Source organism: Actinotalea solisilvae, from assembly GCF_016464425.1.
Classification (GTDB): Bacteria; Actinomycetota; Actinomycetes; order Actinomycetales; family Cellulomonadaceae; genus Actinotalea; species Actinotalea solisilvae.
Map to the genome: position 1 here is coordinate 38,047 of NZ_JADDKQ010000015.1, position 22,989 is coordinate 61,035.

Below are 22,989 nucleotides of genomic sequence, written 5' to 3' on the forward strand. Positions count from 1 at the left end.
GGGGTGTCCGCGCGCCGGTCCACGCCGGTGTCGCAGGGCCGCCGTACCCTGCGAGACGTGATCACCGCGGATGCCGGAGTGCCCCCGGAGTTCGTGCGCGCGCTGCACGCGCTGCGCGACGAGCGCCTGCGGCCCGAGGTGCGGCTCACCGAGATCCCGGCCCCCGCGCGGATCGCGCCCTACGCGGTCGCGCTCACGGCCGAGGTCGCGGGCGCCGACGGCGACGAGGACGCCGCGTCCGGCCGCTTCGTGCTGCTGCACGACCCGGCGGGCCAGACGGCGTGGGACGACACGTTCCGGGTGGTCACCCTCGTGCGCGCGACGCTCGACCCCGAGACCGGGTCGGACCCCCTGCTGTGCGAGGCGGCGTGGTCCTGGGTCGAGGAGGCGCTCACCGGCGTCGACCACCACGCGCTCGGCGGGACCGTCACGCGCGTCGCGTCGGAGTCGTTCGGCTCGCTCGCCGAGCGCGAGGCCGAGTCCGAGGTCGAGATCCGCGCCTCGTGGTCGCCGCGCGGCGAGGCGGGGGCGCACCTCGGCGCCTGGGCCGCCCTCCTGTGCCAGGCGGCGGGCCTGCCGCCGCTGCCCGACGGCGTCACGGCGCTCGGCCGCCGCAGGTAGACGGCGCTCGGCCGCCGCCGCTGACCCACCGCTCGAAACCGGTCCGCGATACCGCGTCACAAACGGGCGTGATCCACCTCTCAAGGGGGTGAGAGTTCCTGCCGATACACGTCAGGACAGACCCCGTACGGCAGTGTGGAGCAGCCCGTGACCGTCGAGCACGTCCGGACACCCCCGGCGAACCGCCCTGCCCTGCGCCGCCCCGTCCAGGGCGAGCCGGGCCCCACCTACCCGCCGTCGCCGCGGCCCGCCCCCGGCGGACCGCTCTGCCTCGTCGTCCCCGAGATCGGCGACGGCGACGGCCACATGCTCGTGCGCTCGCTGCGCCGCCGGGAGTCGACCCGCGCGGTCCTCCTCACGCGCAAGGCCGGCCGGCGCGAGCTGGTCGTCCTGCTGGGCGGCGGGGTCCGCGGCGCCGTGACGGCCGAGAACCCGGGCGCCGTGCGCATCGCCGCGAAGCCCGTGCCCGTCGCTGCCAAGCCGGGCCCCGAGCTCACGGCCCGTGAGCTGGGCGTGCTGCGCCACGTGGCCGACGGCCGCTCCAACCGCCAGATCGGTGAGGCGCTCGAGCTGTCCGCGCTGACCGTGAAGAGCCACCTCGCACGCATCTCGCGCAAGGTCGGCACGGGCGACCGCGCGGAGATGGTCGCGTACGCGATCCGGCACGAGCTGCTGGGCTGACGAGCCACCCCTCCGCGCCCGGACGCCCGCGACCGTCGCGCCTGCGCCACCGTGTCGCCCGCAGCACGTAGGTTGGACGCCGTGCCCCACGTGCCCGCCTCCCGACGCCGCGCCCAGCGCGCCACGAGCACCGTCGGTCCGCAGGCGACGGGCGCAGCGGCCACAGAGACCCCTGTCAGCCCGGACCCCTCTGTCACGCCCGAGACGTCTGTCGCACCCGAGACCTCAGTCACCCCCGCGACCTTCGGCAACCCCGAGACCTCAGTCACCCCCGCGACCCCTGCCTCCCCTGGGCCCACGGTGCCCCCCGAGGCCTCCGAGTCCTCGGTGACCCCGCTCCGCGAACCTGCGGACGGCGTCCCGGACGTGGTCGAGACGCCGGAGGCGCTCGCCGCCGCGGCAGCGGCGCTCGTCGCGGGCACCGGCCCCGTCGCCGTCGACGCCGAGCGCGCGTCGGGCTACCGGTACGGCCAGCGCACCTACCTGGTCCAGCTGCGGCGCGAGGGCGCGGGGACGTTCCTCGTCGACCCGGTCGCGCTGCCCGACCTCTCGAGCCTCTCGGAGGCCCTGCGAGGGGTCGAGTGGGTCCTGCACGCGGCGTCCCAGGACCTCCCGGGCCTCGTGGAGCAGCAGATGCTCCCGGACGCCGTGTTCGACACCGAGCTCGCGGCGCGCCTGCTCGGGATGCCCCGCGTCGGGCTCGCCGCGGTGGTCGCCGACGTCCTCGGCCTGGGTCTCGCCAAGGAGCACTCGGCGGTCGACTGGTCGACCCGCCCGCTGCCGCGCGACTGGCTCCTCTACGCGGCGCTCGACGTCGAGGTCCTCGTCGACCTGCGGCGCGAGCTCGGTGCGCGGCTCGAGGCGGCCGGCAAGGCCGAGTGGGCGCGTCAGGAGTTCGAGGCCGTGCGGACGGCACCCCCCGCGCCGCCCCGCGTGGACCCGTGGCGGCGCACGTCCGGCCTCCAGACGGTGCGCGACCCGCGACGGCTCGCCGTCGTGCGAGCGCTCTGGGAGGCGCGCGAGGCCGACGCCCGGCACCGCGACGTCTCCCCCGGCCGCGTGCTGCCGGACGCCGCCATCATCGCGGCCGCCGTCGCGCTCCCCCGGTCGGTGGCGGACCTCGTCGCCCTGCGGCCGTTCGCCGGCAAGGGGACACGACGCCGGGCCGCCCAGTGGTTCGCCGCGGTCGAGCGTGCGCTCGCCCTGCCCGACGCGGCGCTGCCGACGATGCGTGGCCCCCGGACCGACGCTCCCCCGCCGCCCCGCGCGTGGGCCGACCGGGACCCGGCCGCCGCGGCGCGGCTCGCCGCGGCGCGTGCCGTCGTCACGGCGCTCGCCGAGGAGCACGACCTGCCCGTCGAGAACCTCCTCCAGCCGGACCTCCTGCGGCGCCTGTGCTGGACGCCCCCGGGCGCCGACGTCGACGCCGTCACGGGCTTCCTCGTCGCGGGCGGCGCGCGGCCGTGGCAGGTCGGCCTGGTGGCGGGACCGCTGTCCGCGGCCTTTGTTACTCTCCAGTAACCTCGTCCCACCACCCGCCCTCGCGGGGGCGGGACCACCCTGCCGAGCTCGACCGGACGACGACGTCCGACTGGAGGCCCGATGCCCGCGCGCCCGACCCGCACCGACTTCGCCGTGCGCCCTGCCCGCACCGACTCCGCCGTGCGCCCTGCCCGCACCGTCCGTGACGTCGTCTTCGTCGACGGCGTCCGCACCCCCTTCGGCCGCGCCCGGCCCGACGGCCTGTACGCCCACACCCGGGCCGACGACCTGGCCGTCAAGGCGGTCCGCGAGCTGCTCCGCCGCCAGCCGTCGCTGCCGCCCGAGCGGATCGACGAGGTCGCGATCGCCGCGACGACCCAGGCGGGCGACCAGGGGCTGACGCTGGGCCGGACGGTCGGCGTCCTCGCGGGCCTGCCGCGCGAGGTGCCGGGCTTCGCCCTGGACCGCATGTGCGCGGGCGCGATGACGGCGGTGACGACCACGGCGTCGGCCATCGGCGTCGGCGCGCAGGACGTCGTGCTCGCCGGCGGCGTCGAGCACATGGGGCGACACCCCATCGGCGGGGGCGCCGACCCGAACCCGCGCTTCGTCTCCGAGAAGCTCGTCTCGGCCGACGCCCTGAACATGGGCAGCACCGCCGAGAACCTGCACGACCGGTTCCCCGCGCTCACGCGCGAGCGGGCCGACGCGTACGGCGTGCGGAGCCAGGAGCGGTACGCCGCGGCGCTCGCGTCGGGACGGATCACGCCGGACCTCGTCCCCGTCGCGGTGCGCGACCCCGAGCGGGGCTGGGGCCTCGCGACGGCCGACGAGCCACCGCGGCCCGGCACGACCCTCGCGGGGATCGCCGACCTCCCGACGCCCTTCCGGGCCGGCGGGCGCGTCACGGCCGCGACGAGCGCACCGCTGACCGACGGGGCGACCATGTGCCTCCTCGCGGCCGAGGAGACGGCCGAGGAGCTGGGGCTCTCGCCGCGCATGCGCCTCGTGTCCTTCGCCTACGCCGGGGTCGACCCGGCCGTCATGGGCCTCGGGCCCGTCCCGTCGACCGAGCGCGCCCTCGCGCGCGCCGACCTCACGATGGACGACATCGGCCTCATCGAGATCAACGAGGCGTTCGCGGTGCAGGTCCTCTCGTTCCTCGACGCGTTCGGGATCGACGACGAGGACCCGCGCGTCAACCCGTACGGCGGCGCCATCGCCGTCGGGCACCCGCTCGCGTCCACCGGCGTGCGCCTCATGACGCAGCTCGCGCGCCAGTTCGCCGAGCGGCCCGACGTCCGCTACGGCATCACGACCATGTGCGTCGGCCTCGGGCAGGGCGGCACGGTGATCTGGGAGAACCCGCACGCCGGCGGGAGCAGCACGGCGAGCACGGCCGCCACGACGAGCACGGAGGAGCAGGCATGACCGGCACGGCTACCACCGGCACGACGACGACCGGCACGACGACCGCCGAGGGCCGCGCGGACGGCGCGGGCGCCCCGGGCGAGCGCGTCACGCACGCGCTCGTGCGCGACGTCGCGCTGCCCGACGGCGGCACGCTCGCCCTCGTCACGCTCGACAACGGCCTCGACCACACCAAGCCGACGACCATCGGCCCCGCCGGCATGGCCGAGCTGCGCGAGGTGCTGCTCGCGCAGCAGGCGCGGGCACGTGCGGGCGAGCTCCGTGCGGTCGCGGTCACGGGCAAGCCGTACTACCTCGCCGCGGGCGCCGACCTGCGCGCCGTCTCGGGCCTCGTCGACCCGGCCCTCGCGCGGCAGATCGCGGAGCTCGGGCACGCGACGTACCGCCTGCTCGGCGAGATGGGCGTGCCGACGTTCGCGTTCGTCAACGGCGCGGCCCTCGGCGGAGGTCTCGAGCTCGCGCTGGCGTGCACGTACCGCACGGTCGCGGCCGACGTCGCCGCGCTCGCGCTGCCCGAGACGTTCCTCGGTCTCGTGCCCGGCTGGGGCGGGTGCTACGTGCTGCCGCGGCTCATCGGCGTGCGCGGGGCGATCGAGATGATCCTCACCCGGCCGCTCGCCAACAACCGCATGACGACCGCGGCGCAGGCGCACGAGATGGGCCTCGTCGACACCGTGCTGCACCCCGCGGACTTCCTCGAGCAGTCCGTGGCGTGGGCGGCGCGCGTGCTCGCGGGCGAGGTGCAGGTGCCCCGGCGCGCGCTCGACCCGCAGGACGAGTGGGACGCCGTCGTCGCGGGCGCCCGCGCGCAGCTCGACCGCCGGCTGCACGGCGCCAAGCCGGCGCCGTACCGCGCGCTCGAGCTCGTGGCGGCGGCGCGCACGGCGGAGCAGGACGTCGCGTTCGCCGCGGAGGACGACGCGCTGACGGACCTCATCATGAGCGACGAGCTGCGCGCCGGCCTGTACGCGTTCGACCTCACGTCGCGCAAGGCGCGCACGCCCGCGGGGGCGCCGTCCGCCGAGCTCGCACGCCCCGTGCGCAGCGTGGGGATCGTGGGCGCGGGCCTCATGGCCGGCCAGCTGGCGGTGCTCGTCGCGCGCCGCCTGCGCGTGCCGGTGCTCATGCGCGAGGTCGACGAGGACCGCGTCGCCGCGGGCCTCGCGGGCGTCCGGGCGCAGGTCGAGCAGCTCGCGCGTAAGGGCCGCATCTCCGAGGGCGAGGCGAACCGGATCCTCGGGTCCGTGCGGATCAGCACGGACCTGTCGACGCTCGCGAAGGCCGACGTCGTGGTCGAGGCGGTGACCGAGGTGCTGCCGCTCAAGCAGCGCGTGTTCGCCGAGCTCGAGGACGTGCTCGACGACGCCGCGGTGCTCGCGACCAACACCTCGGCGCTGTCGGTCACCGCGATGGGCGCGCACCTGCGCCGTCCCGAGCGCGTCGTGGGGCTGCACTTCTTCAACCCGGTCGCGCAGATGCCGCTCGTCGAGGTCGTCCGGACGCCCGCGTCGGACGACGCGGCCGTCGCGACGGCCTTCGCCGTGGCGAAGGCGCTCGGCAAGACCGCGGTCGGCGTCGCTGACCGCCCCGGCTTCGTCGTCAACCGGCTCCTGCTGCGCATGCTCGCCGAGGTCGCGGCCGCGGTCGAGGGCGGGACGCCGGTCCAGGTCGCCGACCGCGCCCTGCGTCCCCTCGGCCTGCCCATGGGACCGTTCGCGCTCATCCAGCTCGTGGGCCTGCCCGTCGCGCTGCACGTGCTGCGGTCGCTGCACGAGGACCTGGGCGAGCGGTACCCGCTGTCCCCCGGACTCGAGCGGCTCGCCGCCGAGGGGCGTCGCGTCGTCCCGGAGCCCGACGGCTCGGGCGCCGAGGCCGACGTGGACCCCGCGATCCAGGACGCGTTCGACGGCCCCGTGGGACGCGCGGGCTCGCTCGACGAGCAGGGCGTCCTCGACGCCGTCCTCGGCGGACTGGCGCAGGAGATCGGCCTCATGCTGGACGAGGGAGTCGTGGAAGGTCCCGAGCAGATCGACCTCTGCATGGTGCTCGGCGCCGGCTGGCCGTTCCACCTCGGCGGGATCTGCCCCTACCTCGACCGCACCGGGTGGTCCGAGCGCGTGATCGGGCGCCGGCTGCTGCCGCGCGGCACCGCGGACGTGCCGGACCGCGCCACCGTCGGCTGACCGGGCCACCGTCGGCCGACCGCGCCACCGTCGGCTGACCGCGTCGCCGAGGCCGCCGCGTCCCGTGCGGGTGAGGTTCCGCCGGCGTCGGCCGAGGGATCATCCCGGTGACCCCTCGGCCGATGGTCAGGGTGTGACGACCGACACGGCCGAGGACGCCGTCGCCCGCGAGGCGCGGCGGCAGGGGCACCGCGTCCGGATGACGCTCATCGGCGTCGGCAACGCGGTGCTCCAGGCCGTCATGGTCCTGCTCTTCGCGACGACCGGCGCGGCTCCGCTGCCCGTCGCCGTCGCGTTCGCGGCGACGATCCTCGTGACGACCACGACCTTCGCCCTCCTCGTGCGCACGGGCTGGAACCGGCGCCTGCGCGACCCGGCGCTCGTCGTCCCGCAGATGACCTCGAGCTTCGTGGTCCAGCTCGTCTACCTCGTGCTCGCGCCGCGGCTGTGGACGCTCTTCCTCGTCGCCGTCCTCGTGACGTTCACGTTCGCGATGGTGTCGTTCAGCCCCCGGCAGTTCAGCGTCGCGAAGTGGTGGGTCGCGGGCGGGCTCGCCACGGCGCTGCTGCTCGTCCGCGGGCGCTTCGGGCACCCGGGGACGGGCGACGTCGACCTGCTGCTCCTGTGGGCGTACTTCGTCCTGTCCGTGCACCAGCTCACGCTCATCGGCTCGCGCTTCGGCTCGCTGCGCGCCCAGCTGTCGGCCAAGAACGCCGAGCTCAGCGCCGCGCTCGCGCGCGTCCACGCGCTCGCGACGATCGACGAGCTCACGGGCGTGCCGAACCGGCGCTCCTTCATGACCGCGCTGACCGAGGAGCGCGCGCGGGCCGAGCGCGGCACCCGGCCGTTCGCCGTCGCGATCCTCGACGTGGACGCCTTCAAGCTCGTCAACGACACCCACGGCCACGGCGTCGGCGACGCCGTCCTGGCCGAGCTCTGCCGCGTGGCCGAGCGCACGGTGCGCACGCAGGACCACTTCGCCCGCTTCGGCGGCGAGGAGTTCGCGCTCCTGCTGGCCGCGCCGACCGCGGGGCCGGACGCCGAGCGGGCCGTCGAGCGGCTGCGCGAGGCCGTCGAGTCCCACGACTGGGCAGACGTCGCCCCGGGCCTGCGGGTCACCGTCTCCGCGGGCGTCACGTGCTGGCGGGCGGGCGAGAGCGCCGAGGCGCTCCTCGCGCGCGCGGACCGCGCGCTCTACGAGGCGAAGGCCACGGGCCGCAACCGCACGGTCGGGGTCGGCACGCAGGCCGCGACCGCCGACGTCGCCGGCACTCCCTGAGCCCGCCTCCCGCGCGAGGTCTGCGGCCTCGGGGTGCGGCTCAGTAGACCGTGAGGCCCTTGTCGCGGAACTGGCCGCGCACGCGCTCGACGAGCTCGGGGCTCGGCGCCGCGACGCCGTCGAGCTCGTAGCGCATGCCGAGGGACTCCCACTTGTCGCGCCCCATCTGGTGGAACGGCAGGACCTCGACGCGCGTGACCGTCGGCAGGGTCGCGACGTAGTCCGCGACCGCCTGGACGTTCTCCTCGTCGTCGGTGAGGCCCGGGACGAGCACGAAGCGGATCCAGATCTCGGTGCCGCGAGCGGCGAGCCGGCGGCCGAAGTCGAGCGTCGGCTGCAGGTCGCGCCCGGTGACCTTGCGGTAGGTCTCGGGCAGGCCCGACTTGACGTCGAGGAGCACGAGGTCGACGTCGTCGAGCATCGCGTCCGAGCAGTGCGCCCCGAGGAAGCCGGAGGTGTCGACCGCGGTGTGCAGGCCCATCTCCTTCGCGCCGCGCAGGAGCCGCGCGAGGAACGCGGGCTGCATGAGCGGCTCGCCGCCGGAGAAGGTCACGCCGCCGTGGGTGACCTGGAGCACGGGCACGTAGCGGCGGATGCGCGCGAGCAGCTCGTCGGCCAGGACGGGCTCGCCGCGCCGCATCTCCATGGTGTCGGGGTTGTGGCAGTAGAGGCACCGCAGCGGGCAGCCCGACAGGAACGCCGTCAGGCGCGTCCCGGGGCCGTCGACCGCCGTCACGAGCTCCCACGAGTGCAGCGACCCGAGCTCGCCGGCGCGCATCTGCGCGAAGCGCTCCGAGCGGTCGGCGTCCGCGAGCTCGAGGCCCGCGGTGCCCGCCGAGGAGCGCTCGTGCGAGCCGCCGACGACCGGGAGGTCGAGCTCGACGACGGGTGCGCCGGTGACGGTGTTGGTGCTCATGGGTCCAGTCTCCGGCCCCCACCAGGGAAAGTCATGGGACGAATGTCCCCGGCACGCCGGGTGTCCCGGGCGCCGTCCGAGCGGCGCGGCCGTGCGCACGGCAGGTGGTCCCGACGACGCGACGGGGCGCGGTGCCCCCCGGCACCGCGCCCCGTCCCGTCATCCCGTCCCGTCACCCGCACCGCCGGCGTGGACCGGCGGCCGTGGCGTCCGTCGCGTCACAGTCCCCCGTGGAAGGTGCGCGACAGGACGTCGAGCTGCTGCTCGCGCGTCAGGCGGACGAAGTTGACCGCGTACCCGGACACCCGGATGGTCAGCTGCGGGTAGTTCTCCGGGTGCTCCATCGCGTCCTCGAGGGTCTCGCGGTTGAGCACGTTGACGTTGACGTGGAAGCCGTGCGAGACGGTGTACCCGTCGAGGAGGCCGACGAGGTTCGTCACCTGCTCCGCGCGGTCCCGGCCGAGGCCCGAGGGCACGACGGTCGAGGTGAGCGAGATGCCGTCCTCGGAGTCGTCGTACGGCAGCTTCGCCACGGACAGCGCGCTCGCGAGCATGCCGTGCGAGTCGCGCCCGTTCATCGGGTTGGCGCCCGGCGCGAACGGCTCGCCGGAGCGGCGGCCGTCGGGCGTGTTGCCGGTGTGCTTGCCGTAGACCACGTTCGAGGTGATGGTCAGCACGGACTGCGTGTGCTTGGCGTTGCGGTACGTCGGCTGGCGGCGGATCTTCTCCATGAAGCTGCGCACCAGCTCGACCGCGATCTCGTCGGCGCGGTCGTCGTCGTTGCCGTAGGTCGGGTACTCGCCCTCGACCACGTAGTCGACGACGAGACCGGTCTCGTCACGGACGGGCTTGACCGTCGCGTACTTGATCGCCGAGAGCGAGTCGGTCGCGACCGAGAGACCGGCGATGCCGCACGCGAGGGTCCGCAGGATCGCCCGGTCGTGCAGGGCCATCTCGATGCGCTCGTACGCGTACTTGTCGTGCGACCAGTGGATGCAGTTGAGCGCGTCCACGTACGTCTGGGCCAGCCAGTCGAGCAGCGTGTCGTAGGACGCGCGCACCTGGGCGTAGTCGAGCACGTCGCCGGTGACCGGCACGGTGACCGGGCCGATCTGCTTGCCCGAGACCTCGTCGCGCCCGCCGTTGATCGCGTAGAGCAGCGCCTTGGCGAGGTTGACCCGCGCACCGAAGAACTGCATCTGCTTGCCGACGGTCATGGCCGAGACGCAGCACGCGATGGCCGCGTCGTCGCCGCACTGGCCGCGGACCAGCTCGTCCGACTCGTACTGGATCGCGGACGTGTCGATCGACACCTGCGCGCAGAACCGCTTGAAGCCCTCGGGGAGCTTGTGCGACCACAGCACGGTGAGGTTCGGCTCGGGCGCCGGGCCCAGGTTGTACAGCGTCTGCAGGTAGCGGAACGACGTCCGCGTCACGAGCGGGCGGCCGTCCTCGCCGATGCCGGCGATGGACTCGGTGACCCACGTCGGGTCGCCCGAGAAGAGGGCGTCGTACTCGGGCGTGCGCAGGAAGCGCACGATCCGCAGCTTGATGACGAAGTCGTCGATGAGCTCCTGCGCCCGCTCCTCGGTCAGCGTCCCCGCGGCGATGTCGCGCTGGATGTAGACGTCGAGGAAGGTCGAGGTGCGGCCCAGCGACATCGCGGCGCCGTTCTGCTCCTTGACCGCCGCCAGGTACGCGAAGTACAGCCACTGCACGGCCTCGCGCGCCGTCGTCGCGGGCTTCGAGATGTCGTAGCCGTAGGACGCCGCCATCTGCTTGAGCTCGCCCAGGGCGCGGATCTGCTCGGCGATCTCCTCGCGCTCCCGGATGACGTCCTCGGTGGAGCGCTCCATGTCGAGCGCCGCGCGCTCGAGCTTCTTCGCGGCGACGAGGCCGTCGACGCCGTAGAGCGCGACGCGGCGGTAGTCGCCGATGATCCGGCCGCGGCCGTAGGCGTCGGGCAGGCCCGTGATGAGGTGGGAGCTGCGCGCGGCGCGGACGTCGGGCGGGTAGACGTCGAACACGCCGGCGTTGTGCGTCTTGCGGTACTCGGTGAAGATCTTCGCGATCTGCGGGTCGGCCTCGTAGCCGTAGGTCTTGAGGGCGCCCTCGACCATGCGCCAGCCGCCGTACGGCATGATCGCGCGCTTGAGCGGCGCGTCCGTCTGCAGGCCGACGATGAGCTCGTTGCCCTGGTCGATGTAGCCCGGCTTGTGGGCCGTGATGGAGGACGGCGTGCTCGCGTCGACGTCGTAGACGCCGCGCTCGCGCTCCTCGGGGAACATCGCGGAGAGCGTCGCCCAGATCCCGGTCGTGCGCTCGGTCGGGCCGGCGAGGAAGGACGCGTCACCCGTGTAGGGCGTGTAGTTGCGCTGGATGAAGTCGCGCACGTCGACGGCGTCCTGCCACGGTCCGGCGACGAAACCCTGCCATGCGGCGGGCGGGCCGTCCTGCTCCCGCGGGGGGACCGTCGTGTGGTCTGCGGTGATGGCCATGCGAACCGAGCTCCCTGGTGGTCGGGCTGTGATACCACGACGCTACGGCGCGATTCATAGGATGACCTGGGACCTTTGGCTCGCCGGCCGCCGGGGTTCTCCCGGCCGGAGCGGCTGCGAGCCGGCTCGTCGGAGCCGGCTCGTCAGAGCGTGGCGAGGCGCGTGAGCACGTCCTGCACGACGTCGGGAGCGCGCAGCCGGAGCTGCTCGACGAGCTGCGCCCGTGTCGCGTGGTCGAGGAACTCGTGGGGCACGCCGACGGGCTGGACGCGCGCCGCGAGCCCCGCCTCGTCGCACCGCTGCGCGAGCAGCGCCCCGACGCCGCCCTCGACGAGCCCGTCCTCGAGCACGACGACGTGGTCGTGCTCCCCCGCGAGCTTGACCAGCGCGGGCTGGACGGGCAGCACCCAGCGCGGATCGACGACCGTGGCGCCCAGGCCCTCGGCCGCGAGCAGCCCGCCGGCCTCCACGGCCGTGTGCGCGAGCGGGCCGACGCCGACGACGAGCACCGACCGCTCGCCGGGTGCGGGCTCGTGCCGCGCGAGGACGTCGACGAGCTCGTGGCTCTCGAGGGCGGGCAGCGCGTCCGGCAGCGGGCCCTTGGGGTAGCGGACGACCGTGGGCGCGTCGTCGACGTCGACGGCCGCGCGCAGGGCCGAGCGCAGGGTGTCCTCGTCGCGCGGCGCCGCGAGCCGCAGCCCGGGCACGACGCGCAGCAGGGCCATGTCCCACATGCCGTTGTGGCTCGCGCCGTCGTCGCCCGTGAGGCCCGCGCGGTCGAGCACGAAGGTGACGCCCGCGCGGTGGAGCGCGACGTCCATGAGCACCTGGTCGAACGCGCGGTTGAGGAAGGTCGCGTACACCGCGACGACGGGGTGCAGGCCGGCGAACGCCATGCCCGCCGCCGACGTCACGGCGTGCTGCTCGGCGATGCCGACGTCGAACACGCGCGCGGGGAACTCGGCCGCGAACGGCGCGAGGCCGACCGGCTGGAGCATGGCTGCGCTGATGGCGACGACGTCGGGCCGGCGACGGCCGAGGCGCACCATCTCGTCCGCGAAGACCGAGGTCCAGCCGAAGCGCGACGGCGCCACGGGCAGGCCCGTCTCGGGGTGGATGACGCCGACCGCGTGGAAGCGGTCGGCGACGTCCTGCTCCGCCGGCACGTAGCCGCGGCCCTTCTCGGTGATCACGTGCACGATGACCGGCCCGCCGAACGCCTTGGCCCGCCGCAGCGCCTGCTCGACCTGGCCGACGTCGTGCCCGTCGACCGGGCCGATGTACTTGATGCCGAGGTCCTCGAACATGCCCTGCGGCGCGACGACGTCCTTGATGCCCTTCTTGAGGCCGTGCAGCGCCTCGTAGGCGAGGCGGCCGGGCGGGCCCGAACGGCGCAGCGTGCGCTTGCCCCACGCGAGCACGTCCTCGTAACCGCGCGTCGTGCGCAGGACGTCGAGGTGGTGCGCGAGGCCGCCGATCGTCGGGTCGTAGGACCGCCCGTTGTCGTTGACGACGACGACGAGGCGCCGGTCGTGGCCCGAGGCGATGTTGTTGAGCGCCTCCCAGGCCATGCCGCCCGTGAGGGCGCCGTCGCCGATGACCGCGGCGACGTGCCGGTCGGTGCGTCCGAGGAGCTGGTTCGCCTTGGCGATGCCGTCGGCCCACGAGAGGGCGGTCGACGCGTGCGAGTTCTCGACGACGTCGTGCTCGGACTCGGCACGGCTCGGGTACCCCGAGAGGCCGCCGCGGCGGCGCAGGTCGGAGAAGTCGGCGCGCCCCGTGAGCAGCTTGTGCACGTAGGACTGGTGGCCGGTGTCGAACACGAGCGTGTCGCGCGGCGACTCGAAGACGCGGTGCAGCGCGAGCGTGAGCTCGACGACGCCCAGGTTGGGGCCGAGGTGGCCGCCCGTGCGCGAGACCGACTGGATGAGGAACTGGCGGATCTCGCCCGCGAGCTGCGCGAGCTGCCCGGGTCGCAGCGCACGGACGTCGGCCGGCGAGGTGATCCGGGGCAGCAGGGTCATCCGGTCATCGTACGGCGCACGGTGCCACGGGACCTCGGCGGCGCGGTGAGGGGTCCGGGGAGGGTGTGAGGAGGGCGGCCATGTCACGGCTCCCGGCCGTCCGGGGGCCTGCCGGCGCTGCCGGGCGCCTCCCGGACCTCGACCGCGAGGCCGTCGGCCCGCGCCGTGCGGACGGTGCCGTCGGCTGCGAGGGCGACGTCGAGCGTCCCGCCCGGCACGCGCAGCCCCGCGACCTCGAGCGCCCCCACGACGGACGGCGCCGCGGGGCGGACCCGCACGGAGCCCGCCGGGACGTCCACCTCGAGCCCGAGCAGTGCGCCGACCAGCGCGACCGAGGACGCGGCCGCCCACGCCTGCGGCCGGCAGGCCGCCGGGTAGGGCACCAGCGCCGGGACCGCCCCGCGCGCGTCGCCACCGTGCAGCTCCGGGAGGCGGAAGCCGACCTCCCCCGCCGCGGCGAGCAGCCCCGCGACGAGCCGCGCGGCGACGTCCGCGTGGCCGGCCCGGACGAGTCCCTGGGCGACGATCGCCGTGTCGTGGGTCCACACAGCGCCGCCGTGGTACTTGAGCGGCCAGTAGCCGGCCTCGTGCGTCGACATCGTGCGCAGGCCGTAGCCCGAGTCGAGCGCGGCCGAGCCGAGGCGCCGGGCGACGACGGCCTCCTCGGCGGACGTGAGCAGACCCGTGCCCAGCAGGTGCCCGATGTTGCTCGTCAGGGAGTCGACGGGGCGCTTGGCGGCGTCGAGCGCGATGGCCGGGTACGGGCCGTCGTCGTCGGCGACCCAGAACTGGTCGCGGAACTGCTCCGCAAGCCGCGCGGCCCACGCGCGCCACCGCTCGGCCCCGGGTCGCCCGAACGCGTCGAGCAGCGCGGCGCCGCCGAGGGCTGCCTCGTGGGCGTACGCCTGGACCTCGCACAGCGCGATCGGGCCGTCGGCGAGGCGGCCGTCCCGCCACTGGACCGAGTCCCCCGAGTCCTTCCACCCCTGGTTCGCGAGGCCGTGCCCGCCCTCGTCGCGGTACTCGAGGAACCCGTCGCCGTCCGCGTCACCGTGCTCGACCATCCAGGCGAGCGCGCGCTCGGCGGCCGGCAGGAGCGCCTCGACCTCGTCGGTGGGCATGCCCCAGCGCCACGCGTCGTGCAGGAGGCAGACCCACAGCGGGGTCGCGTCGATGGTGCCGTAGTAGAGGGGCGGCAGGACGCGCCCGTCCTCGCCGAGCGGCAGCTCGCGCGAGCGCACCTCGTGCAGGATCTTGCCGGGCTGCTCGGCCGTGAGCGGGTCGACGACGGCGCCCTGGCGTGCGGCGAGCGTCCGAAGCGTCCCGGCGGCGAGCTCGGTGCCGAGCGGCAGGAGCATCCGGGCCGCCCACAGCGAGTCGCGCCCGAAGAGCGTGAAGAACCACGGCGCGCCCGCGGCGAGGAACGTGTCCTCGGGCGCGAAGCGTGCCCGCAGGCGCAGGCCGTCCAGGTCGTCGAGCGACCGCGCGAGGAGGGCGGCGAGGCGCGGGTCGTCCGACCGGACGTCCGGGACCGACCACGGGGCGGCGCCGACCGGCGGCAGCACCACGGCGTCGGCGCCCTGCGTCGTGGCGGCACGCCAGGTCACGCTCACGGGGCGGCCCGGTTCGACGTCGAGCACCCACCGCAGCACGGGCCGCGCCGGGTCGCCGCGGTCGACCTCGGCCGCGGGCGCCGTCACCGTCACCGTGGCCGTCGGGTCCGACCAGACGAGGAGCGGCGCCGTCGTCGCGTCGGACTCCCGGCCCCTCCCCGGTGCCACGGGCACGCCACGGCCGGGGCCCGGGGTCGGCGGGTCGGGCTCGCGGGCCGCGACCGGTCCCCCGGACTTGACCCGCGGCGCTCACCTCGACGGACTCGACGAGGCCGTCGCGCCCGACGGTCCGCCGCCGACGCAGCCTCACCGTGGGGTCCGCGGTGTGGTCCTCGTCCGTGCCGCGGACGAGGGCGACCACCTCGACGGACCCGCGCCCCGCCGGACCCGCCGCGACGGCCTCCGGCTCGAGCCCGCCCACCGTGAGCACCGCCTCGGACAGGACCCGGACGTCGCCCTCGTACAGCCCGTGGGCCCCGAGGGCGCGCAGCTGCCCGTCGGGGCCCGACCACACCTGGGTGGGCGCGGCCACGGCGACGAGGAGATCGTGCAGCAGGGGTTGCAGCTCCATCGGTGCCCCTTCGACGGTCGGGCCGTGATGGCGTCGTGACCTCGCTGCGGCGTCTCAGCCCCCGTGGCAGCGGTTCCGGCTCGTCACGCTGCCGATGCTGCGCCCGACGCTCTTCACGGTCATCACGCTGGGCCTCATCGGGTGCTGGCAGGTGTTCGACCAGATCTACACCGGCACGCAGGGCGGCCCGGCGAAGACCACGCTCACCCCCGCCTACCTCTCCTACCAGGCGTCGTTCGAGCAGCAGCAGTGGGGCCGCGGCGCAGCGATCGCCTTCGTCCTCTTCGCGATCATCGTCGTGTTCACGGCGTTCCAACGATGGGTGCTCCGGGAGCGCACCACAGTCCCGGCGCGCAAGCGGTTCGTGCTCACGGCACGCAGCGGCGAGAGCGGCGCCGTCCCCGGGGCGGGGGCCCAGCGATGACCGCCCTCCAGGCCCAGCCGGCGGCCACGGAGGCGGACGTCCGCCGGAACCGGCGGGCCGACCGGTCGGCGCGTCGCCGGACGATCGGCACGGTCGCCGTCTACGTCGTGCTCGTCGCCGTGGCGCTCCTGTACATCTACCCCTTCCTCGTCCAGGTCGCGACGTCGTTCAAGAGCGACGCCGAGGCCGTCGCCTCGCCCTTGTCGCTGGTCCCGGCGACCTGGACCAACCAGGCGTACGAGGAGCTCGCGCAGCGGTCGGACTACCCCCTCTGGTTCCGCAACTCGGCGATCGTCACGATTCTGGTGACGCTCGGCCGCGTGTTCGTCAACTCGCTCGCCGGCTACGCGCTCGCCCGGCTCGAGTTCCGCGGGCGCGGTCTCGTGTTCGCGCTGCTCGTGGCCGTCATGGCGGTCCCCGGCGTCGTCCTGCTCATCCCGAAGTTCCTGGTCATCAAGCAGCTCGGGATCTACGACACCTTCGCGGGCATGATCATCCCGCTCCTCGCGGACGCCGCCGGGATCTTCATCATGAAGAACTTCTTCGAGTCCATCCCCAAGAGCGTCGAGGAGGCGGCCCGGATCGACGGCGCGGGCCCGTTCCGCACGTACTGGTCGGTGGTGCTGCCGATGGCGACCCCCGCGCTCGTGACGCTGGTCATCCTGTCGTTCCAGGGCTCGTGGAACGAGCTCTCGCACTTCATCGTCTCCGCGCAGGACCCGGAGCTGCGGACCCTCACCAAGGGCGTCGCCCAGCTCGCGGCCGGCAGCCTCGGCCAGGGCAGCCAGTTCCCGCTCAAGCTGGGTGCGGCGGCGATCATGACGATCCCGGTCGCGATCCTGTTCTTCCTCTTCCAGCGCCGGATCATGAACGTCACGACGGGCGCGGTGAAGGAGTGAACCGGGAGCGAGGTTGCGCCCGGCGGGCCGGCAGCACGTCGGCCCGGCCGCCCGGTGGCTCGCACGTCCGCCGGGGCGACCCGACCTCCCTCGCCCCGGACCCGGCGGCGCCACCCGTACCCTGACCGCATGCGCTTCCTGCCGGGCCACCAGCCCACGACCGACCTCACGTACGGCGACGTCTTCCTGGTCCCGTCCCGCTCCGAGGTGACGTCCCGGTTCGACGTCGACCTCACGGCCTCGGACGCCACGGGCACGACGATCCCGGTGGTCGTCGCGAACATGACCGCCGTCTCGGGCCGCCGGATGGCCGAGACGGTCGCGCGGCGTGGCGGGGTCGCGGTCATCCCCCAGGACATCCCGGCCGACGTCGTCGCCGACGTCGTGAGCACCGTGAAGGCGCGCCACACCGTCGTCGAGAGCGCCGTCGTCGTGGCCCCCGGGGACACCGTCCACACGGCGCTGACGCTCATCGGCAAGCGGTCGCACGGGGCGGCCGTCGTCGTGCAGGACGGTCGGCCGGTCGGCGTCGTCGCCGAGGGTGACTGCGTGGGCGTCGACCGGTTCACGCAGGTCTCGGCCGTCATGACGCCCGACCCGACCGTCGTCGAGGCCGAGGTCGTCGCCGCGCCGGACGGGCTCGAGGCCGCGTTCGAGCGCCTCCACCGGTCGCGGCGCCGGTTCGTGCCCGTGGTCGAGGACGGCGTGCTGCTCGGCGTGCTGACGCGCACCGGTGCCCTGCGCAGCTCGATCTACCGGCCCGCGGTCGACGAGGGCGGGCGCCTCCGCGTCGCCGCGGCCGTCGGGATCAACGGCGACGTCCGGGCCAAGGCGGCCGCGCTGCTCGAGGCCGGCGTGGACGTGCTCGTGGTCGACACGGCGCACGGCCACCAGCGCAAGATGCTCGACGCCCTCGCGGCGGTGCGCAGCCTCTCCCCCGACGTCCCGGTCGCCGCCGGCAACGTCGTCACGGCGGAGGGCACGCGGGACCTCGTCGAGGCGGGCGCGGACATCGTCAAGGTCGGCGTGGGCCCGGGCGCGATGTGCACCACGCGCATGATGACCGCCGTCGGGCGGCCGCAGTTCTCCGCGGTCCTCGACTGCGCCGCCGAGGCGCGGCGCCTCGGTGCGCACGTCTGGGCCGACGGCGGCGTCCGGTACCCGCGCGACGTCGCGCTCGCGCTCGCCGCGGGCGCGTCGCAGGTGATGATCGGGTCGTGGTTCGCGGGGACCCACGAGAGCCCGGGCGACCTGCACGCCGACGGCGACGGCCGGCTGTACAAGGAGAGCTTCGGCATGGCGTCGGCCCGGGCCGTCGCGGCGCGGACGCAGGGCGGGTCGGCGTTCGACCGGGCCCGCAAGGGGCTGTACGAGGAGGGGATCTCGTCGTCGCGCATGTACCTCGACCCGGCGCGGCCCGGCGTCGAGGACCTGCTCGACCAGATCACGTCGGGGCTGCGCAGCGCGATGACCTACGCCGGCGCGACGACGCTCGACGAGTTCGCCGAGCGCGCCGTCGTCGGTCTGCAGTCCGCCGCCGGCTACGACGAGGGCCGCCCGCTCCCCGCCGGCTGGTGAGCGTGGGCGTGGACGCGGACGGCCGTGGGCGCGGGCGAGCGGTGACCGGACCGGTGTCGGGCGAACCGGCCGCGGCCGATCCCCCGGTCACGGACGGGCTCGCCGAGCCGTCGTCAGCGCGCGAGGCGACGGGCGGGCCGACGACGGGCGGGGCGACGGGGCACGAGCCCCGGCCCGGTGAGCGTCGCGGCTCCCTCGGGCCCGCCCACGCGCAGCTGCGGGCGCTCGGTGCGCGGGGAGTCACCTGGCCGGGCTGGCCCGCCCCCGATCCCGCCGCGCGCCCGGCCGCGGTGCTCGTGCTCCTCGGGGCGCTCGACGCCGTTGCGGCTCACCACCGCTCGGCGGCGGTCCCCGAGGACCTCGACGTGCTGCTCGTCGGCCGTGCGGCGTCGCTCGCGCACCACGCGGGCCAGGTGTCGTTCCCGGGCGGTCGGGTCGACGCCGGGGACGACGGTCCCGTGGCCGCCGCGCTCCGCGAGGCGGTCGAGGAGACCGGCCTCGACCCTCGCGGTGTCGAGGTGCTCGGCACCCTCGGTGAGCTGCCCGTGCCCGTGAGCAACCACCGCGTGACGCCGGTCCTCGCGTGGTGGGCCGACCCGTCGCCCGTGGCCGTGGTGGACCGGGGCGAGTCCGCGCATGTCTTCCGCGCGCCCGTCGCCGACCTCCTCGACCCCGCGAACCGGAGGACCGCGACCTTCGGCGGCCGCCTGCCCGTGCGCCACGTGAGCCCGGCGTTCCTCGTCGGCCCGCACGTGGTCTGGGGCTTCACCGCACTCGTGCTCGACCGCCTCTTCGACGCGCTCGGCTGGACGGAGCCCTGGGACCGCGACCGCACCGTCGCCGCGCCCCGCTGATCCGAGGTACGGCCCGGCGGCGACGCGCCACAGGGTTGCGACGGTCGCAGGGCGCCGCCGTGGAACCTACGCGCGCCACATCCACGCGCAGCCACGCGCCCTGCACCGGTCACCTGCCCGCGCGCATGGCAACCGCGCGCGGGTCGGCCACCGCTAACACCGGCTGCAGGCGCTAGAAGGGAGGCTCCTCCGGCTCCTCGTCGGGCGGGGGACGACCGCTTTCCCCGTCCCGCCTGCCGAGCTCGTCTTCGATCCAGGCGGGTGGAGGCATCTCGGGCGGTGGAGGGTCGGGGTCTGGCCACGCCGGCAGTCGCACGTGCTGGTGGTCCGTGGGGGCGGTCCAGACGGTCGCGCCGTCGGCCCCGCGGACGGGGGTCCAGCCGGCGTGGGTCTTGGCGCGGTGGTGGTGGCGGCACAGGGCCTGCAGGTTGTCCAGGCGCGTCTGGTCCACGCCCGCACCCGCAGCGCCCGCAGCGCCGGTAGGGCCGGTAGCACCCGGGAGGCTCGCGGTTCCGGACGTGCTCGCGGGGTCCGTCGCGCTGGCGGGGTCTGTGGCGCTGGCGGGGTCTGTGGCGGCTGCGTGATGGTCGTGGTTGAAGGGGTCGATGTGGTCGATGTCGCAGCGGGTGGCCGGGACGCGGCAGCCGGGGAAGGTGCAGGTGCGGTCGCGGGCGGTCACCGCATCGCGCAGGGGCTGGGTCGGGGCGTAGCGGCGGGTCGAGCGGGCCAGGGGCTCACCGGTGGCCGCGTCGACCAGCAGCGGCTCCCAGGTCGAGCGCGCGGCCAGGCGCCGGACCAGGTTCGAGGGGATCACCCCGTACCCGTCGAGCAGGCCGGGCTGGTCCTCCAGGCCCAGGACCGTCGCGGCGGTCGCGGTCAGCGTCAGGTGCGGCGCCCGACCCTGCACCGTGCGCAGCGGACGCCCGTCGGGGTGCACCCCGGCGTCCCACCACCGCGTGGCCAGGTCCACCAGCGCGTCGGCGCGGCGCTGATCCAAGGTCCGGGCATCGAAGCGGTCCCCCTCCTCCGGCGCCACGTCCCGGGCCAGGGCGGTGAGCGTGGCCTGGACCGCGACCGCGTCCACCGCGGGCAGGTACGCCGACAACCACGCCATCGCATCGGCCGCCGGGCTCAGCTCCACCCGTCGCTGGTCGCACGCCCGCCGGTGCCGCACGACCGCTCCGTCCGGGTCCCGCAGCAGCTCCATCCGGCGTAGGCGGTGCCGCAACTGCGGCGCCGTGCACTCGGCCGCTCGCGGCACGACCGCCGCCGCCACGTCCTGTGCCACGTGCTCGGGGACCCGCGCGAGCTCGTCGGACAGGACCGTCGCCCGCCGCACATCCAGCCTCCCGTCGGCCAGGGCGTCGGCGACCACCGGGACCCGGTCCAGACCGATCGCGAGCGCGACCTTCCCCTCCGCGACCGCACGCGTCACGTTCAGACGAGCGGCGACCTCGTCGCCCACGAACTCCGCCCGCTCCCCGAGCCGACGACGACCGAGCTCGGCCAGCGCCGCCGCCTGACCCGCCACCGCCCACGAGACGACCCGCTCCCACCCCGCGACCAGCTCCACCAGCGCCGCGTCATCGACATCCGCCGGCTCACACCCCGCCAGCATTTCCACCAACCCCACACCCGGCACCATCGCGTCCAACGCCGCCGCCAACGGATGACGCTCCGCCCAGGAGAGCGGGACGCCGTCCGCTCCGCGGATCGCGGCGCCACCGTCGGACGCCGCGGCCGCGCCAGCGCGCACCCGCCCGACCGGCGCCTCGACCACGGAACTCGACATACCGGACACGCTAGGACCGACCACCGACACGACCTGCGCCCGGGATGTGGCCACGGCACCCTCGGCAGGTCGGCCCGGAGCTTCCCGTCCGGGCCCAGGGCCTGTCATCAGACCGGTCACGCCATGTGTCCCGACCTCACCGCTCCGACCGATGCCACGCCCTAGGCTCGCCCCATGTCACCGGTGCCCGCGCCCCGACGATCGCGCCGCCGCGCGCGCCGGGTCTCAGGGACACGAGCGTTGCCCGCCACGCCGCTCGGGACACCGCCCCCGCGGACCTGGGAGAGCACGACGTCGCCCACGCCGCGGGCGCCGATCCTGCCTCCGGCACCCGGCACGCCGCAGGAGCGGAGCCTGCCACCGGCACCCGGCACGCCTCCGGCACCCGGCACGCCGCAGGAGCAGAGCCCGCCGCCGGCGTCGGGCACGGCACCGCCACCTCCGTCCGCCGCGGTGCCCCCGCCGCCCCCGCTCCCACCGGTCCCGGGACCGACCGCAGGGCCGACACCCACCGCCCCGACGCCTCGGTCGCTCTCTGCCGCGCCACCCTCGCGCCGGCCCACCGCGGGCACGCGCCCCGTGCTCGTGCTCCAGCACGCCCCCTGGGAGGGCCCGGGCCTCATCGCGCGGGCGCTGGGCTCGCACCCCCGCACCTCCCGGATCGTGCTCGACGAGGACTCACCCGACCTGCCCGCGATCCGCGACCTCGCGGGGCTCGTCGTCATGGGCGGCCCCATGGCCGCCGACGACGACGAGCGCTACCCCGGCCTCGTCGCCGAACGGCGGCTGATCGCCGAGGCCGTGGACGCCGACCTGCCCGTGCTCGGCGTGTGCCTCGGCATGCAGCTCCTCGCGCGGGCGCTCGGCGCGCCGCTGCATCGCGCGAACGCCACCGAGATCGGGTTCGGCGCGGTCGCCGTCGTCGCGCACGACCCGGTCCTCGCGCCGCTGGGCGAGCGCCCCGACGTGCTCCACTGGCACAGCGACGCCGTCGACCTCCCCGAGGGCGCCACCCTGCTCGCCGCGACGCGGCGCACCCCCGTCCAGGCGTTCCGCGCCGGGAGCGCGCTCGGACTACAGTTCCACGTCGAGGTCGACGCCACGATGCTCCGCAGCTGGATCGCGACGCCGACGATGGCGACCGACCTCGCGCTCCACCGCGTCGACGTCATGGGGTCGGCGACGCGCGTGCTGGGCACGCTCGTCCCCGCCGCGACGCGGGGCTTCGCCGCGTTCGCCGACGCGGTCGCCGCGCGCGCCTGAGGACCGCCAGTGGCGGCTCGACGCGCGCCCGGCACGGCGCCGCCGCGCGCCTCAGACCACCGGCGCCAGCCCGCGCATCGCCGCGACGACCTTCTCGAGGTTCTTCCGGTTGCGGCCGAAGTCGATGAGCGTCGTGGGCAGCGCGCTCTGGCTGTGCAGCTGCACGACGGCGCCCTGGGGGCCGTGCCCGATCGTCGCGCTCACCTGCTCGCCCCAGCTGGCCCAGCTCATCCCGACGGACCCGCGCATGACCCCGCCACCCCCGGCGACGGACTCGAGGCCCGCCTGGAGGAACGCCTGGTACACGGCCGCCTCCGCCTGCTCGGGCGGCAGCGCCACCTCGACCGTCATCGTGGACGAACCTGCCACTGATCCTCCTCCTGCCGGCGGGCCCTCACGGCCACGTCCCTGACGACACCCGCTGGTACGAGCGCCGGACCATCCCCTCGAGCACGTCGAGGTCGACCTTGTCGAGCTTCTTGAGGTACAGGCACGACACGCTGGTGCTGTGCGGGCCCAGCCGGGCGAGGTCGTCGCCGTAGTCGGCGAACCCGTCCGGGAAGTACACGGTCGTGCTGGCCTTGCGGGGCGAGAAGCCGGCGGCTCCCGCGTCCCCCTCGCGGCCGCTCGCGTACCGGTAGTGGTAGCTGCCGAACCCGATGATCGACGGCCCCCAGAGCACCGGGGGCTGCCCCGTCGCCCGCTTCATCAGCTCGAGCATCGTCCAGGCCTCCTCCCGCCGCGTGGCGGGCTCGACCTGCTCGATGAAGGCCTCGACGTCCGCGTCGGTCGGCTGCGTCTTGTTCGGCTGATCGGCCATGGCGCGAGTATGCCGCGCGGGCCCGGCGGCGCGGAACGGTCCCGCCCTGATGCGGAACGG

Annotated in this window: 17 protein-coding genes and 2 pseudogenes; 11 read left to right on the forward strand and 8 right to left on the reverse strand. The window is 75.3% G+C overall.

Annotated features, from left to right (window positions below):
- The first annotated feature begins 60 nt into the window (after nucleotides 1-60).
- The 6 genes from JIG38_RS12730 to JIG38_RS20720 all read left to right on the forward strand — a co-directional run bounded on the left by JIG38_RS12730 (nucleotide 61) and on the right by JIG38_RS20720 (nucleotide 7,677).
- Nucleotides 61-621 (forward strand): DUF3000 domain-containing protein, encoded by a 561-nt coding sequence (locus JIG38_RS12730; protein WP_372419892.1) that lies wholly within the window; start codon nucleotides 61-63, stop codon nucleotides 619-621.
- 147 nt (nucleotides 622-768) lie between these two features.
- The gene (locus JIG38_RS21055) at nucleotides 769-1,302 is read left to right on the forward strand and encodes a helix-turn-helix transcriptional regulator (protein ID WP_307844891.1); all 534 of its coding nucleotides are present in this window, start codon (nucleotides 769-771) and stop codon (nucleotides 1,300-1,302) included.
- Between the two features lie 327 nt (nucleotides 1,303-1,629).
- The gene (locus tag JIG38_RS12740; RefSeq protein WP_307844892.1) at nucleotides 1,630-2,823 is read left to right on the forward strand and encodes an HRDC domain-containing protein; all 1,194 of its coding nucleotides are present in this window, start codon (nucleotides 1,630-1,632) and stop codon (nucleotides 2,821-2,823) included.
- Between the two features lie 81 nt (nucleotides 2,824-2,904).
- Nucleotides 2,905-4,215 carry a thiolase family protein gene (locus JIG38_RS12745; RefSeq protein ID WP_199424197.1) on the forward strand — a complete coding sequence of 437 codons (1,311 nt, stop codon included), beginning with the start codon at nucleotides 2,905-2,907 and terminating at the stop codon, nucleotides 4,213-4,215.
- Nucleotides 4,212-6,398, forward strand: coding sequence for a 3-hydroxyacyl-CoA dehydrogenase NAD-binding domain-containing protein (locus tag JIG38_RS12750; RefSeq protein ID WP_199424198.1), 2,187 nt, complete (start codon nucleotides 4,212-4,214; stop codon nucleotides 6,396-6,398). The genes JIG38_RS12745 and JIG38_RS12750 overlap by 4 nt, the downstream gene beginning before the upstream one ends.
- Before the next feature lie 133 nt (nucleotides 6,399-6,531).
- On the forward strand, nucleotides 6,532-7,677 hold the full coding sequence (locus tag JIG38_RS20720) for a GGDEF domain-containing protein (RefSeq protein ID WP_199424199.1): 1,146 nt from the start codon (nucleotides 6,532-6,534) through the stop codon (nucleotides 7,675-7,677).
- 40 nt (nucleotides 7,678-7,717) lie between these two features.
- Here the strand turns inward: JIG38_RS20720 and pflA are convergent, their stop codons facing one another.
- From pflA to JIG38_RS21060, 5 genes and pseudogenes are all read right to left on the reverse strand, one after another.
- Nucleotides 7,718-8,593: a pyruvate formate-lyase-activating protein gene (pflA, locus tag JIG38_RS12760; protein ID WP_199424200.1), complete on the reverse strand. Its 876-nt coding sequence runs from the start codon at nucleotides 8,591-8,593 to the stop codon at nucleotides 7,718-7,720.
- Between the two features lie 218 nt (nucleotides 8,594-8,811).
- The gene (gene pflB / locus JIG38_RS12765; RefSeq protein ID WP_199424201.1) at nucleotides 8,812-11,091 is read right to left on the reverse strand and encodes a formate C-acetyltransferase; all 2,280 of its coding nucleotides are present in this window, start codon (nucleotides 11,089-11,091) and stop codon (nucleotides 8,812-8,814) included.
- A 143-nt stretch (nucleotides 11,092-11,234) separates the two neighbouring features.
- On the reverse strand, nucleotides 11,235-13,115 hold the full coding sequence (gene dxs / locus JIG38_RS12770) for a 1-deoxy-D-xylulose-5-phosphate synthase (protein WP_199424202.1): 1,881 nt from the start codon (nucleotides 13,113-13,115) through the stop codon (nucleotides 11,235-11,237).
- An 83-nt stretch (nucleotides 13,116-13,198) separates the two neighbouring features.
- The gene (locus JIG38_RS12775) at nucleotides 13,199-14,896 is read right to left on the reverse strand and encodes an amylo-alpha-1,6-glucosidase (RefSeq protein WP_307844893.1); all 1,698 of its coding nucleotides are present in this window, start codon (nucleotides 14,894-14,896) and stop codon (nucleotides 13,199-13,201) included.
- 127 nt (nucleotides 14,897-15,023) lie between these two features.
- A pseudogene (locus JIG38_RS21060) lies at nucleotides 15,024-15,299 on the reverse strand (glycogen debranching N-terminal domain-containing protein); the annotation flags it as partial.
- A gap of 64 nt (nucleotides 15,300-15,363) precedes the next feature.
- Here JIG38_RS21060 and JIG38_RS12780 point away from each other — a divergent pair.
- The 4 genes and pseudogenes from JIG38_RS12780 to JIG38_RS12795 all read left to right on the forward strand — a co-directional run.
- A pseudogene (locus tag JIG38_RS12780) lies at nucleotides 15,364-15,723 on the forward strand (carbohydrate ABC transporter permease); the annotation flags it as partial.
- Nucleotides 15,720-16,622: a carbohydrate ABC transporter permease gene (locus JIG38_RS12785; protein ID WP_199424203.1), complete on the forward strand. Its 903-nt coding sequence runs from the start codon at nucleotides 15,720-15,722 to the stop codon at nucleotides 16,620-16,622. The pseudogene JIG38_RS12780 and the gene JIG38_RS12785, both read left to right, overlap by 4 nt.
- 129 nt (nucleotides 16,623-16,751) lie before the next feature.
- A complete protein-coding gene (locus JIG38_RS12790) occupies nucleotides 16,752-18,200 on the forward strand; it encodes a GuaB1 family IMP dehydrogenase-related protein (RefSeq protein ID WP_199424204.1) in 1,449 nt (482 codons plus the stop codon).
- Nucleotides 18,201-18,415: 215 nt separating this feature from the next.
- Nucleotides 18,416-19,054, forward strand: a complete 639-nt coding sequence (locus JIG38_RS12795; RefSeq protein ID WP_199424278.1) for an NUDIX hydrolase — start codon at nucleotides 18,416-18,418, stop codon at nucleotides 19,052-19,054.
- A gap of 172 nt (nucleotides 19,055-19,226) precedes the next feature.
- Here JIG38_RS12795 and JIG38_RS12800 read toward each other — a convergent pair whose 3' ends face one another.
- A complete protein-coding gene (locus JIG38_RS12800) occupies nucleotides 19,227-20,627 on the reverse strand; it encodes an HNH endonuclease signature motif containing protein (RefSeq protein WP_199424205.1) in 1,401 nt (466 codons plus the stop codon).
- 798 nt (nucleotides 20,628-21,425) lie between these two features.
- Here JIG38_RS12800 and JIG38_RS12805 point away from each other — a divergent pair.
- Complete coding sequence (locus tag JIG38_RS12805) at nucleotides 21,426-22,109, forward strand: type 1 glutamine amidotransferase (protein ID WP_199424206.1); 684 nt, start codon at nucleotides 21,426-21,428, stop codon at nucleotides 22,107-22,109.
- A 51-nt stretch (nucleotides 22,110-22,160) separates the two neighbouring features.
- Here the strand turns inward: JIG38_RS12805 and JIG38_RS12810 are convergent, their stop codons facing one another.
- Both JIG38_RS12810 and JIG38_RS12815 read right to left on the reverse strand, forming a co-directional pair.
- Nucleotides 22,161-22,478 (reverse strand): hypothetical protein, encoded by a 318-nt coding sequence (locus JIG38_RS12810; protein WP_199424207.1) that lies wholly within the window; start codon nucleotides 22,476-22,478, stop codon nucleotides 22,161-22,163.
- 25 nt (nucleotides 22,479-22,503) lie between these two features.
- On the reverse strand, nucleotides 22,504-22,929 hold the full coding sequence (locus JIG38_RS12815) for a DUF1801 domain-containing protein (RefSeq protein WP_199424208.1): 426 nt from the start codon (nucleotides 22,927-22,929) through the stop codon (nucleotides 22,504-22,506).
- Between the last annotated feature and the right edge of the window lie 60 nt (nucleotides 22,930-22,989).

Coding starts and splice junctions, on each gene's coding strand:
- JIG38_RS12750 (WP_199424198.1), top strand. CDS start 4,212: ATGACCGGCACGGCTACCACCGGCACGACGACGACCGGCACGACGACC.
- JIG38_RS12745 (WP_199424197.1), top strand. CDS start 2,905: ATGCCCGCGCGCCCGACCCGCACCGACTTCGCCGTGCGCCCTGCCCGC.
- dxs (WP_199424202.1), bottom strand. CDS start 13,115: ATGACCCTGCTGCCCCGGATCACCTCGCCGGCCGACGTCCGTGCGCTG.
- pflA (WP_199424200.1), bottom strand. CDS start 8,593: ATGAGCACCAACACCGTCACCGGCGCACCCGTCGTCGAGCTCGACCTC.
- JIG38_RS12785 (WP_199424203.1), top strand. CDS start 15,720: ATGACCGCCCTCCAGGCCCAGCCGGCGGCCACGGAGGCGGACGTCCGC.
- JIG38_RS12790 (WP_199424204.1), top strand. CDS start 16,752: ATGCGCTTCCTGCCGGGCCACCAGCCCACGACCGACCTCACGTACGGC.
- JIG38_RS12815 (WP_199424208.1), bottom strand. CDS start 22,929: ATGGCCGATCAGCCGAACAAGACGCAGCCGACCGACGCGGACGTCGAG.
- pflB (WP_199424201.1), bottom strand. CDS start 11,091: ATGGCCATCACCGCAGACCACACGACGGTCCCCCCGCGGGAGCAGGAC.